The sequence below is a fragment of the Salmonella enterica subsp. arizonae genome (assembly GCF_008692845.1).
Taxonomy (GTDB): domain Bacteria; phylum Pseudomonadota; class Gammaproteobacteria; order Enterobacterales; family Enterobacteriaceae; genus Salmonella; species Salmonella arizonae.
In genome coordinates this window covers 144,611-159,562 of sequence record NZ_VXJW01000004.1, presented here as the reverse complement: position 1 = coordinate 159,562, position 14,952 = coordinate 144,611, and the positions used below count along the sequence as shown (strand labels likewise).

Below are 14,952 nucleotides of genomic sequence, written 5' to 3'. Positions count from 1 at the left end.
TTGCTAATTAAATCATGACGCAAACTTATAACGCTGATGCCATTGAGGTACTCACTGGGCTTGAGCCGGTACGCCGCCGCCCGGGGATGTACACCGATACGACCCGTCCCAACCATCTGGGGCAGGAAGTGATTGATAACAGTGTGGATGAAGCACTGGCAGGCCACGCCAAACGCGTGGATGTCATTTTACATGCCGATCAGTCGCTGGAAGTGATTGATGACGGACGCGGGATGCCAGTGGATATCCATCCGGAAGAGGGCGTTCCGGCGGTAGAGCTGATCCTCTGTCGGCTTCATGCAGGTGGTAAATTCTCCAATAAGAACTATCAGTTCTCTGGTGGTCTGCATGGGGTGGGAATTTCAGTAGTAAATGCCCTGTCGAAGCGCGTGGAAGTGACCGTGCGCCGCGACGGTCAGATCTATAACATCGCGTTTGAAAACGGCGAAAAAGTGCAGGATTTACAGGTAACGGGAACGTGTGGCAAGCGTAACACCGGCACCAGCGTGCATTTCTGGCCGGACGAAAGTTTCTTCGATAGCCCGCGTTTTTCTGTCTCTCGCTTAATGCATGTTCTGAAAGCGAAAGCGGTGCTGTGTCCCGGCGTGGAAATCACTTTTAAAGATGAGGTGAATAACAGCGAGCAGCGCTGGTGTTACCAGGATGGTCTGAACGACTATCTGGGCGAAGCGGTAAACGGCCTGCCGACGCTGCCGGAAAAACCGTTTATCGGTAATTTTAACGGTGAAACGGAAGCGGTTGACTGGGCGCTACTGTGGCTGCCAGAGGGCGGCGAACTGCTCACTGAAAGCTACGTGAACCTGATCCCAACGATGCAGGGCGGCACCCACGTTAACGGCCTACGGCAGGGGTTGCTGGATGCGATGCGCGAATTCTGCGAATACCGCAATATTCTGCCGCGCGGCGTGAAACTGTCGGCGGAAGATATCTGGGATCGCTGCGCTTATGTGCTCTCTGTGAAAATGCAGGACCCGCAGTTTGCCGGACAGACCAAAGAGCGTCTGTCGTCGCGTCAATGCGCGGCATTTGTTTCCGGCGTGGTGAAAGATGCCTTCAGCCTGTGGCTGAACCAAAACGTGCAGGCGGCGGAACAGTTGGCGGAAATGGCGATCGCCAGTGCTCAGCGGCGACTGCGCGCCGCAAAGAAAGTGGTGCGTAAAAAGCTAACCAGCGGTCCGGCGTTGCCGGGGAAACTGGCGGACTGTACCGCGCAGGATCTCAATCGGACCGAGCTGTTCCTTGTGGAAGGGGATTCGGCGGGCGGTTCCGCCAAGCAGGCGCGCGATCGCGAATATCAGGCGATCATGCCGCTCAAAGGTAAGATCCTCAACACCTGGGAAGTCTCTTCCGATGAAGTGCTGGCCTCGCAAGAGGTGCATGATATTTCTGTGGCGATCGGTATCGATCCGGACAGTGACGATCTGAGCCAGTTGCGCTACGGCAAGATCTGTATCCTGGCGGATGCGGACTCCGATGGTTTACATATCGCCACGCTGCTTTGCGCACTGTTTGTCAGACATTTCCGCGCGCTGGTGAAGAACGGACATGTTTATGTCGCGTTGCCGCCGCTATATCGTATCGATCTGGGTAAAGAGGTCTATTACGCGCTGACGGAAGAAGAAAAGGCGGGGGTACTGGAACAACTGAAGCGTAAGAAAGGCAAGCCGAACGTTCAGCGTTTTAAAGGTCTGGGTGAAATGAACCCGATGCAGTTACGCGAAACCACGCTTGATCCGAATACCCGCCGCCTGGTGCAGCTCACCATTAGCGATGAAGACGATCAGCGCACCAACGCGATGATGGATATGCTGCTGGCGAAGAAGCGTTCTGAAGATCGACGCAACTGGCTACAGGAAAAAGGCGATCTCGCGGATCTGGATGTGTAACGGTTGTTGCACGCTTTATCCGGCCTGCGGTGTGCAGACCGGATAAGCGAATCCGGCATGACGCCGTAGCCTGATGGCGATGCTTGCGCATCTTATCAGGGCTACGTCAGGCTATGGTAATCACTTAAACGCCAGACTCCAGGACACGAATATTCATTTCCAGCACATCGTCTTTTACCGCGTCGCTATAGGCTTTCATATGTGGGGTTTGCAGATGCGCTTCAAGGTGCGCAACGCTTTCCCACTGTTCAATCATCACGATCGAGTCAGGCGCTACAGTCTGAAAACTCACGCCCGCGGCATGATCCACCATCGGCGCGTAGCCGTGGCACCCCTCTTCTTTAAGAACGGTTGGAATGATTTTCGCAAACTGATCGAGGACGGCCTGACGGTGATGTTGGCCCGGACGCGTGCGAATTTCGGCAATGACGGTAAGCATGGTTAACTCCTTCTAATTCCAGGATGACCAGTTAAGCAAAAATTTCGTTCAGATGCTTGCGATATTCTGCGGTATAGCGCGGAACATCCGGCATTTTAATTACGTCGTTGGCAATAAACGTTGGCAGCGCGTCCATGCCCAGGAACTGGTTGGCTTTATGGAATGGCAGATAGACGCCATCTACGCCTACGCCGTGGAAAAACTGATCTTTTTCGGTAAATGCTTCCATCGGCGCGTTCCACGTCAGTGACAGCATATATTTTTTCCCCTGCGCCAGACCGCCGGAACCGTACTTTTTAGCGGCATCGGAACGCGTGCGGCCATCGCTGGCATAGAGCGTGCCGTGGCCTTCGGTAAAGACATCATCCATATATTTTTTTACTGTCCACGGCGCGCCCATCCACCAGCCTGGCATCTGCCAAATCACCACGTCAGCCCAGACGAAATTCTGTACCTCTTCTTTCATGTTGTAGTCGCTGTCGGCGCGGACGATCTTAACTTGATGGCCAAGATCGCGCAGAAAACCATCGGCAACTTCGGTCAGGGTGTCATTCAACTGGCCGTTGGAGTGCGCAAATTTTTTCGCGCCGTTGATAATAAGTATATTACTCATTATTTTCACTCTAATGAATGCGTTTGCCGCTGATTCTACGCTGACGGGCGGTGCGGTGAAATTAGCAAAATGTGCAAAGTCTTTTGCGTTTTAAGTAAAAGACTTTGCTACCAACGTACTACGGCCTCAAATCCACCTTCCGCGGCGTTGCCAAACGACACCGTCATGCCATGCAGCGTAGCGATGCGGCGGACGATTGATAATCCCAGACCGCTGCCGGTCACACTTTGGCCAGGCGGGCGATAAAAACGCTCGCCGATATGCGTCAGAACCTCTGGCGCTACGCCGGGGCCGTTATCTCTGACCGTGAAGCTGCGGTTATTTAAGGTAACGTCGACGACGCTGCCCTGCGGACTATAGCGAATCGCATTATCCAGCAGGTTACGCACTAACAGGCTTAAGAGTAGCGGCTGACCGGTACGTATGACGTTGTGGGCGTTGAGCTGTAAACGCACATCGATATTTGCCTGTTGCGCCGGATGATAAATGTCCATCACAGCGGATTGCAGTAACTCTTCCAGCGAAATCTTCGCCACATCCTGCAAATTATCCAGTGAATCGAGGCGCGATAACGTCAGTAGCTGATCGACCAGCCGCGTGGCGCGATCGATCCCCACATGAAGCTGGGTCAGCGCTTTATCTCGCGACAGCGGATCGTCGCCTGAGAGCTGCGCCACCTCGGTTTGGACTTTCAGCGCGGCCAGCGGGCTACGTAATTCATGAGCGGCGTCGGAGGTAAATCGTCGTTCGCGCACCATCATCGAGTGGATACGGCTAAAAAGCTGATTAAGCGCTTCGACCAGCGGGCGAACCTCGCTCGGCACGCCTTTGCCGTCAAGCAGCGTTTCCGATTCTGGCGACCGGAAGCGTAGCGCCTGTGCCAGTTTTTTCAACGGCCTGAGTTCGCGGTGAAGCAGGAGTAATAAAATCAGCAGCATGAGCGGAAGGGCGATCAGCCACGGCGTTAATTGCGCCGCCACGATCGCCAGCGCCATATCTTCGCGGTAATCCCACTCCTGGCCGACGACGATACGATATTTACCGTCCGCCGAGTTTAGCCATAAAAAACGCCAGAGGTCGTTGTCGTCCTTCAGATAGCCATTGTCGAAGCCTTCCCGACGATAGCGATACGGGATATCCTGGCCGTTGTCGCCATCATGCAGCAACATTTTGCCGTCGGTGGAAAAGATAGCGAACGCCAGTGCATCGTCATCGATATGTCCATGTTTTAATTTCTTCGGAGTATGCGCCATGCGCTGCGGAGCGTTGATCTCGTTAAGATCGAGGGTACTGAGCCGTCTGGCGAACAGCATCAATTGCGTGTCAAACAACTCGTCGACGTTATCCGTCGTCTTTCTCCAGGCCACAAAACTGGAGATTGCCCAGGTGATTGAGACCAGAATCAGAAAAATAAGCGTCAGTCTGACGCGCAGGCTAAGACGTTGCGTCAATTTCATGCGTCACCCAAGGTGTAGCCGATGCCGTGTACGGTGCGAATAAATTCGCTGCCGAGCTTGCGGCGTAAATGATGAACATGAACTTCCACCGCATTGCTGGAAACGTCATCGTCCCAGTTATACAGCTTCTCTTCAATAAGCTTGCGCGGCAGCACGCGGCCTTTGTTGCGCATTAACAGTTCCAGCAACGCGAACTCTTTCGGTTTTAGGGCTAAAGGAGCGTCGGCAAGCGTCGCGACGAGATTGCCGGGATTGAGCGTAACCTGACCGTGGCGCAATTCGCTACTGGCCTGGCCGCTGGCGCGGCGTACCAGCGCCTCCAGACGGGCAGCAACCTCAATGAGCGCAAAAGGTTTACATAAATAGTCATCGGCGCCCAGACGTAGCCCCTCAACGCGCTCTGCTAACGCGTCGCGCGCCGTCAGGATCAGTACCGGTTCTTGTTTACCCTTTTCACGCCATTCGCGCAAAATATCCCGTCCGTCCATTCCTGGCAGCGTCAAATCTAAAATGACCGCATCATAAGGCGCGCTGTAAAGCGCCTCTTTGCCCGGACGTCCCTCAGTAAACCAGTCGACGCTGAAACCCATTTTACTCAGACCCGCTTTTATGCCATCGCCAATAAGTGTGTCATCTTCTATCAGTAAAATTCGCATCTGTTCTTCCCTGCGGTAACTCGCGTTACCGTCAGTTAACCTTGTCGCCGCAGGCGATGTACAGAAAAAAAGAATCTTTTTTTGCCTTAAGAAGTTGTTAAGGATTAACCTATTAAATGGATCTGAAACGACATGAAAGGGAAAGATAATCATGAAAAAATTAGCTGCAATCGTTGCCGTTATGGCATTGTGTTCTACCCCGGTTCTGGCGGCTCAGCAGGGCGGTTTCTCCGGTCCGTCGGCGACGCAAACGCAAAGTGGCGGATTTGTCGGCCCGAACGGCAGCAGCACGACGGTAGAGAGCGCTAAATCGCTGCGTGACGATGCGTGGGTAACGCTGCGCGGGAATATCGTCGAGCGTATTTCCGACGACCTGTATCTGTTTAAAGATGCTACCGGTACTATCAATGTGGATATTGACCACAAGCGCTGGAACGGTCTGACCGTCACTCCGCAGGATACCGTTGAAATTCAGGGTGAAGTGGATAAAGACTGGAATTCCGTTGAAATTGACGTAAAACAGATCTCCAAAATCGCCAAATAAACCCCATCAGGGCCGCGTTCGCGGCCCTTTTCTTTGTGACTCAACGCGCCAGATAGGGTAGTATCTGCGGCAATATTGCCTGAGAGATACCGGGTATTGTTCGGGCTTACAGTTGAGGAATCACAATCAATGAGCGAGATGGCAGAGCGCCTTGCGCTGCATGAATTCACGGAAACGGCCTATCTGAATTATTCCATGTACGTCATCATGGACAGGGCGTTGCCGTTTATTGGTGATGGTCTGAAACCCGTTCAGCGTCGCATCGTCTATGCGATGTCGGAACTGGGCCTTAACGCCAGCGCCAAGTTTAAAAAATCCGCCCGTACCGTCGGCGACGTGCTGGGTAAGTATCATCCGCATGGCGACAGCGCCTGTTATGAAGCGATGGTGCTGATGGCGCAGCCGTTTTCTTATCGTTATCCGCTGGTCGACGGGCAGGGTAACTGGGGGGCGCCTGATGACCCGAAATCGTTCGCCGCGATGCGTTATACCGAATCCCGCTTGTCGAAATACTCCGAGCTGCTGCTAAGCGAACTGGGCCAAGGGACGGCGGACTGGGTGCCTAATTTCGACGGCACCTTGCAGGAGCCCAAAATGTTACCGGCGCGTCTGCCGAACATTCTGCTTAACGGCACCACAGGTATCGCCGTCGGGATGGCGACGGACATTCCGCCGCATAACCTGCGCGAAGTAGCGAAGGCTGCCATCACGCTGATTGAACAGCCGAAAACGACGCTGGAGCAGTTGCTGGATATCGTCCAGGGGCCGGATTACCCGACCGAAGCGGAGATCATTACCCCACGTGCGGAAATTCGTAAGATTTACGAAAACGGGCGCGGCTCTGTTCGGATGCGCGCGGTATGGACGAAAGAGGACGGCGCGGTGGTAATTACCGCGCTGCCGCATCAGGTGTCCGGCGCGAAAGTGCTGGAGCAAATCGCCGCGCAGATGCGTAATAAAAAACTGCCGATGGTGGACGATCTGCGCGATGAATCGGATCACGAAAACCCGACGCGTTTAGTGATTGTGCCACGCTCCAACCGTGTGGATATGGAACAGGTGATGAACCATCTGTTCGCCACCACCGATCTGGAAAAAAGCTACCGTATCAACCTGAACATGATCGGTCTGGATGGCCGCCCGGCGGTGAAAAACCTGCTGGAGATCCTTACCGAATGGCTGGCGTTTCGCCGTGATACGGTGCGTCGCCGTCTCAATTATCGTCTGGAGAAGGTCCTCAAGCGCCTGCATATCCTCGAAGGTCTGCTGGTGGCGTTTCTCAATATCGACGAAGTGATTGAGATTATCCGTACCGAAGACGAGCCAAAACCCGCTCTGATGTCGCGTTTCGGCATCACCGAGACCCAGGCGGAAGCGATCCTTGAACTGAAACTGCGCCATCTCGCGAAACTGGAAGAGATGAAAATTCGCGGCGAGCAGGACGAACTGGAAAAAGAACGTGACCAATTGCAGGGCATTCTCGCTTCCGAACGCAAAATGAACTCCTTGCTGAGAAAAGAGCTGCAGGCGGATTCTGATGCGTATGGCGACGATCGCCGTTCTCCGCTGCATGAGCGCGAAGAAGCTAAAGCGATGAGCGAACACGATATGCTGCCGTCCGAACCGGTGACTATTGTGCTGTCGCAGATGGGCTGGGTGCGCAGCGCCAAAGGTCATGATATTGATGCGCCGGGGCTTAACTATAAGGCGGGCGACAGCTTTAAAGCTGCGGTGAAAGGTAAGAGCAATCAACCGGTGGTGTTTATTGATACTACCGGGCGCAGCTATGCTATCGATCCCATTACGCTTCCGTCGGCGCGCGGGCAGGGCGAGCCGCTGACCGGCAAATTGACGCTGCCGCTGGGGGCGACTATAGAGCATATGCTGATGGAAGGCGATGACCAGAAACTGTTGATGGCGTCGGATGCGGGCTACGGCTTCGTCTGTACGTTTAACGATCTGGTCGCCCGTAACCGTGCCGGTAAGGCTTTGATTACTCTCCCGGAAAATGCGCACGTCATGCCGCCAGTGGTGATTGAAGACGAGAACGATATGCTGCTGGCGATTACCCAGGCCGGACGTATGTTGATGTTCCCGGTAGATTCTCTGCCGCAGTTGTCGAAAGGCAAAGGAAATAAGATCGTTAATATTCCGTCTGCGGAAGCGGCGAAAGGCGATGATAGTCTGGCGCACCTGTACGTGCTGCCGCCGCAAAGCACCCTGATTATCCATGTCGGGAAGCGCAAAATCAAACTGCGTCCTGAAGAGTTACAGAAGGTAGTCGGCGAACGCGGACGCCGCGGCACATTAATGCGCGGTTTACAGCGTATCGATCGCATTGAGATTGATTCGCCGCATCGCGCAAGCCATGGCGACAGCGAAGAGTAAGATAGTATCACCCATAGGCCGAATAAGGCATTTATGCCGCCTTCCGGCACGCTGCCGTTGCCGGAAGGCGACGCGGTAGCGTCTTATCCGGCCTACGGTTTCAGATCGGATTAACGTTAAAATTTCCCGTAAAACCGTTGTTTATTCGTGCATTGCGATTAACAATACGTTTATCCAGAGAGCCATACTTACCAAAATCCTAACCTGAATTCCAGGTGACGTAGAATGCCGGGCTCTTAGGCCTTCAGAGGTTGTTATGCTATATATTTTTCGTCTTATTGTTACCGTTATTTACTCCATTCTGGTCTGTATTTTCGGTTCTATTTACTGCCTTTTCAGCCCACGTAACCCGAAACACGTGGCGACGTTTGGACATATGTTCGGTCGTCTGGCCCCGCTGTTTGGCCTGAAAGTGGAGTGCCGCAAACCTGCAGATGCGGAAAGCTATGGCAATGCTATCTATATCGCCAACCACCAGAATAATTATGATATGGTCACGGCGGCGAATATTGTGCAGCCGCCAACCGTAACGGTGGGGAAAAAAAGCCTGGTTTGGATCCCATTTTTTGGTCAACTGTACTGGCTGACGGGTAATCTGCTGATTGACCGCAATAATCGCGCCAAAGCGCATAGCACCATTGCGGAAGTGGTCAACCATTTTAAAAAGCGCCGTATTTCTATCTGGATGTTTCCTGAAGGTACGCGTAGTCGGGGGCGCGGTCTGCTGCCGTTTAAAACCGGCGCGTTCCATGCGGCTATCGCGGCTGGTGTGCCTATCATTCCCATCTGCGTCTCCAATACCGCTAACAAAGTCAATCTAAACCGCCTTAATAACGGACTGGTGATTGTGGAAATGTTGCCGCCAGTCGACGTCAGCGAATATGGTAAAGATCAGGTTCGCGAGCTGGCGGCTCACTGCCGTGCGTTAATGGAGCAAAAAATCGCGGAACTTGATAAAGAGGTTGCGGAACGTGAAGCGGCCGGTAAGGTTTAAGCGGCCTCACTCTGTTATTGTAGACATCATTTTTTTCAGACACAGCGTTTTAGCCAGTTTTACATGGAGCTTATATGTCATTCAGTCGGCGTCAGTTTCTTCAGGCATCGGGAATCGCACTATGTGCAGGCGCGATTCCCCTCAGGGCGAATGCTGCCGGTCAGCAACAGCCCTTGCCTGTTCCGCCGTTGCTGGAGTCTCGTCGCGGACAGCCGTTATTTATGACGCTACAGCGTGCGCACTGGTCCTTTACGCAAGGCACGCGCGCGCCGGTTTGGGGAGTAAACGGTCGTTATCTGGGTCCGACAATCCGCGTCTGGAAAGGCGATGACGTTAAACTCATCTATAGCAACCGTCTGGCGGAAAATGTCTCCATGACGGTTGCCGGTTTACTGGCGCCGGGGCCGCTGATGGGCGGCCCGGCGCGTATGATGTCGCCTAATGCGGACTGGGCGCCGGTGTTGCCGATTCGTCAGAACGCCGCGACGCTGTGGTATCACGCTAACACGCCTAACCGCACTGCGCAGCAGGTGTATAACGGCCTGGCCGGAATGTGGCTGGTAGAGGACGAAATTAGTAAAACGCTGCCCATTCCGAACCATTACGGCGTGGATGATTTTCCCGTCATTATCCAGGATAAGCGGCTGGATAATTTTGGGACGCCGGAGTACAGCGAACCGGGAAGCGGCGGTTTTGTCGGCGATACGTTGCTGGTGAACGGCGCGCAAAGCCCCTATGTCGAAGTGTCCCGCGGCTGGGTGCGGTTACGGTTGTTGAACGCATCGAACTCGCGCCGGTATCAGCTTCAGATGAGCGATGGCCGGGCGCTGCATGTGATTTCAGGCGATCAAGGCTTTTTACCTGCGCCGGTTTCAGTCAAACAGTTGTCACTGGCGCCCGGCGAGCGACGTGAAATTCTGGTCGATATGACTAACGGCGATGAAGTCTCAATCACCTGCGGGGAAGCGGCCAGCATTGTCGATCGGATTCGCGGTTTCTTTGAGCCTTCCAGTATTCTGGTTTCTACCCTGGTGTTGACGTTGCGGCCAACCGGATTGCTGCCACTGGTGACTGATAATCTGCCGATGCGTCTGCTGCCGACAGAGATCATGAGCGGCGCGCCTGTCCGTAGCCGGGACATCAGTCTTGGCGACGCTCCGGGAATTAACGGCCAGCTTTGGGATGTTAATCGCATTGATATTACCGCCCAGCAAGGTACCTGGGAGCGTTGGACGGTACGCGCCGATATGCCGCAGTCGTTCCATATTGAGGGCGTCTCTTTCCTGATTCGTAACGTCAACGGCGCTATGCCGTTCCCGGAAGATAGAGGCTGGAAAGATACCGTCTGGGTGGATGGGCAAGTCGAATTGCTGGTCTACTACGGTCAGCCGTCCTGGCCGCACTTCCCGTTCTATTTCAACAGCCAGACGCTGGAAATGGCGGATCGCGGTTCGATTGGGCAGATGCTGGTAAATCCGGCGCCGTAATCCTCTTCTCGCCCGTCAGGGCGAGAGGTGAATACCTTTCGATTTCTCCTTCGTTCCGGCTTATAATCCCCGGCCTTTGATTATTTTTTTACCATTTTTGGAAGCACTATGAGCGCAATATCCCTGATCCAACCGGATCGCGACCTTTTCTCCTGGCCGCAGTACTGGGCCGCCTGCTTTGGGCCGGCGCCGTTTTTGCCGATGTCACGTGACGAAATGGATCAACTTGGCTGGGATAGCTGCGACATTATTTTGGTGACGGGCGACGCGTATGTCGATCATCCGAGCTTTGGTATGGCGATCTGTGGCCGTATGCTGGAATCCCAGGGCTTCCGCGTCGGTATCATCGCTCAGCCGGACTGGAACAGCAAAGACGACTTTATGCGTCTGGGTAAGCCGAACCTGTTTTTCGGCGTGACCGCCGGTAACATGGATTCGATGATCAACCGTTATACCGCCGATCGTCGCCTGCGCCACGACGATGCCTATACGCCGGATAACGTGGCGGGCAAGCGCCCGGACAGAGCCACTCTGGTCTATACCCAGCGTTGCAAAGAAGCGTGGAAAGATGTACCGGTGATCCTCGGCGGCATTGAGGCCAGTCTGCGCCGTACCGCGCATTACGACTACTGGTCTGATACTGTGCGCCGTTCGGTGTTAGTCGATTCCAAAGCCGACATGCTGATGTTCGGCAACGGCGAACGTCCGTTGGTGGAAGTGGCGCACCGTCTGGCAATGGGCGAAACCATCGATCAGATTCGCGATGTGCGTAACACCGCGATTATGGTTAAAGAAGCATTACCTGGCTGGAGCGGTGTCGACTCTACCCGCCTGGACACGCCGGGTAAAATTGATCCGATCCCCCATCCCTATGGCGAGGATCTGCCATGCGCGGATAACAAACCCGTCGCGCCGAAAAAGCAGGAAGCGAAGGCGGTTACCGTACAACCGCCGCGTCCGAAGCCGTGGGAGAAAACCTATATTCTGCTGCCGTCTTTTGAAAAGGTGAAGGGTGATAAAGTGCTGTATGCCCATGCGTCGCGGATTCTGCATCACGAAACTAACCCTGGCTGCGCGCGGGCGCTGATGCAAAAGCACGGCGACCGCTATGTTTGGATCAACCCGCCCGCCATACCGCTTTCCACCGAAGAGATGGATAGCGTGTTCGCGTTGCCGTATCAGCGCGTGCCGCACCCGGCTTATGGCAATGCCCGCATTCCGGCCTATGAGATGATCCGCTTTTCGATCAATATTATGCGCGGCTGCTTTGGCGGCTGCTCTTTCTGTTCGATCACTGAACATGAAGGGCGCATCATTCAGAGCCGTTCAGAAGACTCTATCATTAACGAGATCGAAGCGATCCGCGATACGGTGCCGGGGTTTACCGGCGTGATCTCCGATCTGGGCGGTCCTACCGCAAACATGTATATGCTGCGCTGCAAGTCGCCGCGTGCAGAGCAGACCTGTCGTCGCCTGTCGTGCGTCTATCCGGATATCTGCCCACATATGGATACTGACCATACGCCGACGATCAATCTTTATCGCCGCGCCCGCGAACTGAAAGGCATTAAGAAAATCTTAATTGCCTCCGGCGTGCGCTATGACATCGCCGTGGAAGATCCGCGCTACATTAAAGAGCTGGCGAGCCATCATGTTGGCGGCTATTTGAAGATTGCGCCGGAGCATACCGAAGAAGGTCCGCTGTCGAAAATGATGAAGCCGGGTATGGGCAGCTACGATCGCTTTAAGGAACTATTTGATCTTTACTCTAAACAGGCCGGGAAAGAGCAGTATCTGATCCCATATTTCATCTCCGCGCATCCGGGCACGCGGGACGAAGATATGGTGAATCTGGCGCTGTGGCTGAAGCGTCACCGCTTCCGTCTGGACCAGGTGCAGAACTTCTACCCGTCGCCGTTGGCGAATTCGACCACCATGTATTACACTGGCAAGAATCCGCTGGGTAAGGTTGGCTATAAGAGTGAAGAGGTCGTGGTGCCTAAGGGCGACAAGCAGCGCCGTCTGCATAAAGCGTTGCTGCGTTATCACGATCCGGCGAACTGGCCGCTGATTCGCCAGGCGCTGGAGGCGATGGGGAAAAAGCATTTAATTGGCGGTCGCCGTGAGTGCCTGGTGCCTGCGCCGACTATTGAAGAGATGCGCGAAGCGCGTCGCCAGAACCGCAACACCCGCCCGGCATTGACCAAACATACGCCGGTAGTGCACCAGAGACAGGGGCTTGCCGCCAATAAGAAGCGCGGGAAAGGCGCGGGGCGCTAAACTGCTTTACAGATAGACCCTGGCCGAACGCCTTCCGGTAGAGATTACGCCTGGACATCCCGAATTCTGGCCGCCAGCGCGGCCAGTTTTTTATCATCCGCCCGTTCATGATCGTGCGATGAGAGATATCCCTCGTAGCGCTCGAAAAATTTATTCTGCCGCGATTCGATAGGCTTCCATTCGCTCAGATTGGCCGTGCCGTGCAGCGGCATTAACTTACTATGTACATGGTCGACGCCAAATCCCTCAAAAAACATCCCGGTACGGCCCACATCCACAAATGCCTTGTCCAGCAGCTTCGCTACCTTTTGTGTCGCCAGCATCAGGTCTGTCAGCGCCTGCGGCGGTAGATCGAATGCGTAGCTGGGGTAATGTTTTTTCGGGATCACCACGGTAAACCCATCGGTATTCGGAAAAATGGACAAAAAAGCCAGGTGATGCTCATCTTCCCAAACTTTATGACAAGGCGCTTTACCTTCAACTATTTGACAGAAAATGCAGGTCATTCCATTTCTCCGTTAACCGAGGGACTTATCGATGCGTAATGCGTTTAGTACAGTCCTAACACTTTCCACCATGCGAGGCCGACTGTCAAAAAGACCGCCTGATTAAAGAGGCTGATAATAAATCCCGTTCGCCACCAGACTCCCGTCGACACATAGCCAGCACCAAAAAGAATGGGGCCGCGCGCGTGGGTATACTGCGTAAGAGAGCAGTACAGGCTACTGGTAAACGCCAGCATAAGTGCCATCGGCGCCGCCGGTATATTCAGATGCAGACCGACGCCCAGAAACACGGCATACAACGCGGCGATTTGCGCATTGCCGCTGGCGAAAAAATAGTGGGTATAAAAATAGGCAGCGTTAAGCAGCAGCAGGATGATTACCCAACTGGTACCATGCATCGTACTACCGATGCTGTCGCCAATCAGATTGCCAAACCAACTGGTGAATCCCAGTTTCTTCAACTGGTTAGCCATCATCAGCAGCGCGGCGAACCAAATTAATGTATCCCAGGCGCCTTTCTCGCTTTTAACGTCTTCCCAAGTGAGCACGCCGCTCAGTAATAAAATCGAGAGACCGACAAAAGAGGCCGTAGTGGCATCCACGCCGAGCGTGTCACCAAAAATCCACAGCACCAGCAAAACACCGACGGTCGCCAGCATCAGCCACTCGCCGCGCGCCATACTGCCCATTTGCGCCAGTTCTTTGCGTGCCAGATCCGGCGCATCCGGCGTGTGTTTAATCTCCGGACGGGTCAGCCAGTAGACCAGCAGAGGGACGATAAGAAGAGAGACCAGGCAAGGCAGGAGCGCTGCCATAAACCAGCTTCCCCAGCTCAGCGTAACGCCAGCGTTCGCCGCCAGTTTTACCGCCAGCAGGTTACCCGTATAACCGGTCATAAACAGTGCGGCGGTGACGTCGTTAATATTGCCGATACAGGTGATCAGAAAGGTGCCGATTTTGCTGCGAGACTCATCTTCCGGATGTGAATCAAAGCTGCGCGCCAGCGAGTCGGCAATCGGGTAAATCACGCCGCCGCAGCGCGCGGTGTTACTGGGCATGGCGGGGGAGAGGATCAGATCGGCAAACGCAAGGCCATAGGCCAGGCCCAGCGTTCGCTTACCTAACAGACGGATCATTTGTAAGGCGATGCGCCGCCCCAACCCGGTTTTGATAAACCCACGGGCAATCATAAAGGCGACGACGATAAGCCAGATCAGCGAACTGTTCAGCTCGCTCAATGCCGTGGTAATCGCGCCGCTGGCCGTTTTGTCGCCAGCGGCATAGGCGAGCGCAAAGACGGTAATGCCGATAATACCAACTGCGCCAATGGGCAGCACTTTCGCCACGATTGAAGCGATCGTCGCGACAAAAATAATCGCGGAATGCCAGGCCGGCGCACTTAATCCAGAAGGGGGCGTGAGTTGCCACAGTCCAGCGGCGATCACCAGAATAAGAATGAATGGGAGCCATTTGACGCCCTGAGATTTTTTTTCCGCCACAATCACACATCCATAAATATTTTATATGCATTAGGTAAATTGATAATTAATATGAAGAAATATTCATAAAATCAGAATAATGCTGCGCTTGTGTGCGGGGGAAATATACTGTTAAATGCACGCTAATTGTTTCTTAATATTTCGGAATGCAAAAAAGCCCGACGAAATCGTCGGGCATGACA

The 14,952-nt window shown here is 54.1% G+C and carries 11 protein-coding genes and 1 pseudogene; 6 read left to right on the top strand and 6 right to left on the bottom strand.

Annotated features, from left to right (window positions below; translation table 11 throughout):
* The first annotated feature begins 14 nt into the window (after positions 1-14).
* Positions 15-1,907, top strand: a complete 1,893-nt coding sequence (gene parE, locus F4V61_RS09825) for a DNA topoisomerase IV subunit B (protein WP_038397614.1) — start codon at positions 15-17, stop codon at positions 1,905-1,907.
* Between the two features lie 124 nt (positions 1,908-2,031).
* Here the strand turns inward: parE and F4V61_RS09820 are convergent, their stop codons facing one another.
* The 4 genes from F4V61_RS09820 to qseB all read right to left on the bottom strand — a co-directional run bounded on the left by F4V61_RS09820 (position 2,032) and on the right by qseB (position 5,072).
* Entirely contained in the window at positions 2,032-2,346 is a 315-nt protein-coding gene (locus tag F4V61_RS09820) for a putative quinol monooxygenase (protein WP_000958590.1), read from the bottom strand.
* 31 nt (positions 2,347-2,377) lie between these two features.
* Complete coding sequence (locus F4V61_RS09815) at positions 2,378-2,959, bottom strand: NAD(P)H-dependent oxidoreductase (protein ID WP_000065412.1); 582 nt, start codon at positions 2,957-2,959, stop codon at positions 2,378-2,380.
* Positions 2,960-3,066: 107 nt separating this feature from the next.
* On the bottom strand, positions 3,067-4,416 hold the full coding sequence (gene qseC / locus F4V61_RS09810; protein WP_038397616.1) for a quorum sensing histidine kinase QseC: 1,350 nt from the start codon (positions 4,414-4,416) through the stop codon (positions 3,067-3,069).
* Positions 4,413-5,072: a quorum sensing response regulator transcription factor QseB gene (gene qseB, locus F4V61_RS09805; RefSeq protein WP_001221516.1), complete on the bottom strand. Its 660-nt coding sequence runs from the start codon at positions 5,070-5,072 to the stop codon at positions 4,413-4,415. Before qseB ends, qseC begins: the two co-directional genes overlap by 4 nt.
* Positions 5,073-5,223: 151 nt before the next feature.
* Here qseB and F4V61_RS09800 point away from each other — a divergent pair, with 151 nt between their 5' ends.
* From F4V61_RS09800 to F4V61_RS09780, 5 genes are all read left to right on the top strand, one after another.
* The gene (locus F4V61_RS09800; RefSeq protein ID WP_000731555.1) at positions 5,224-5,616 is read left to right on the top strand and encodes a YgiW/YdeI family stress tolerance OB fold protein; all 393 of its coding nucleotides are present in this window, start codon (positions 5,224-5,226) and stop codon (positions 5,614-5,616) included.
* Between the two features lie 129 nt (positions 5,617-5,745).
* A complete protein-coding gene (parC, locus tag F4V61_RS09795; RefSeq protein ID WP_080160929.1) occupies positions 5,746-8,004 on the top strand; it encodes a DNA topoisomerase IV subunit A in 2,259 nt (752 codons plus the stop codon).
* 256 nt (positions 8,005-8,260) lie between these two features.
* The gene (gene plsC / locus F4V61_RS09790) at positions 8,261-8,998 is read left to right on the top strand and encodes a 1-acylglycerol-3-phosphate O-acyltransferase (RefSeq protein WP_080160930.1); all 738 of its coding nucleotides are present in this window, start codon (positions 8,261-8,263) and stop codon (positions 8,996-8,998) included.
* 74 nt (positions 8,999-9,072) lie between these two features.
* Positions 9,073-10,485 carry a cell division protein FtsP gene (gene ftsP / locus F4V61_RS09785; RefSeq protein ID WP_000010651.1) on the top strand — a complete coding sequence of 471 codons (1,413 nt, stop codon included), beginning with the start codon at positions 9,073-9,075 and terminating at the stop codon, positions 10,483-10,485.
* A gap of 108 nt (positions 10,486-10,593) precedes the next feature.
* Positions 10,594-12,765: a YgiQ family radical SAM protein gene (locus F4V61_RS09780; protein ID WP_080160931.1), complete on the top strand. Its 2,172-nt coding sequence runs from the start codon at positions 10,594-10,596 to the stop codon at positions 12,763-12,765.
* 44 nt (positions 12,766-12,809) lie between these two features.
* Here F4V61_RS09780 and F4V61_RS09775 read toward each other — a convergent pair whose 3' ends face one another.
* Together F4V61_RS09775 and F4V61_RS09770 are read right to left on the bottom strand one after the other, a co-directional pair.
* Positions 12,810-13,271 (bottom strand): HIT family protein, encoded by a 462-nt coding sequence (locus tag F4V61_RS09775; RefSeq protein ID WP_058819745.1) that lies wholly within the window; start codon positions 13,269-13,271, stop codon positions 12,810-12,812.
* 44 nt (positions 13,272-13,315) lie between these two features.
* Positions 13,316-14,801, bottom strand: a pseudogene (locus F4V61_RS09770) (DASS family sodium-coupled anion symporter).
* Positions 14,802-14,952 lie beyond the last annotated feature (151 nt).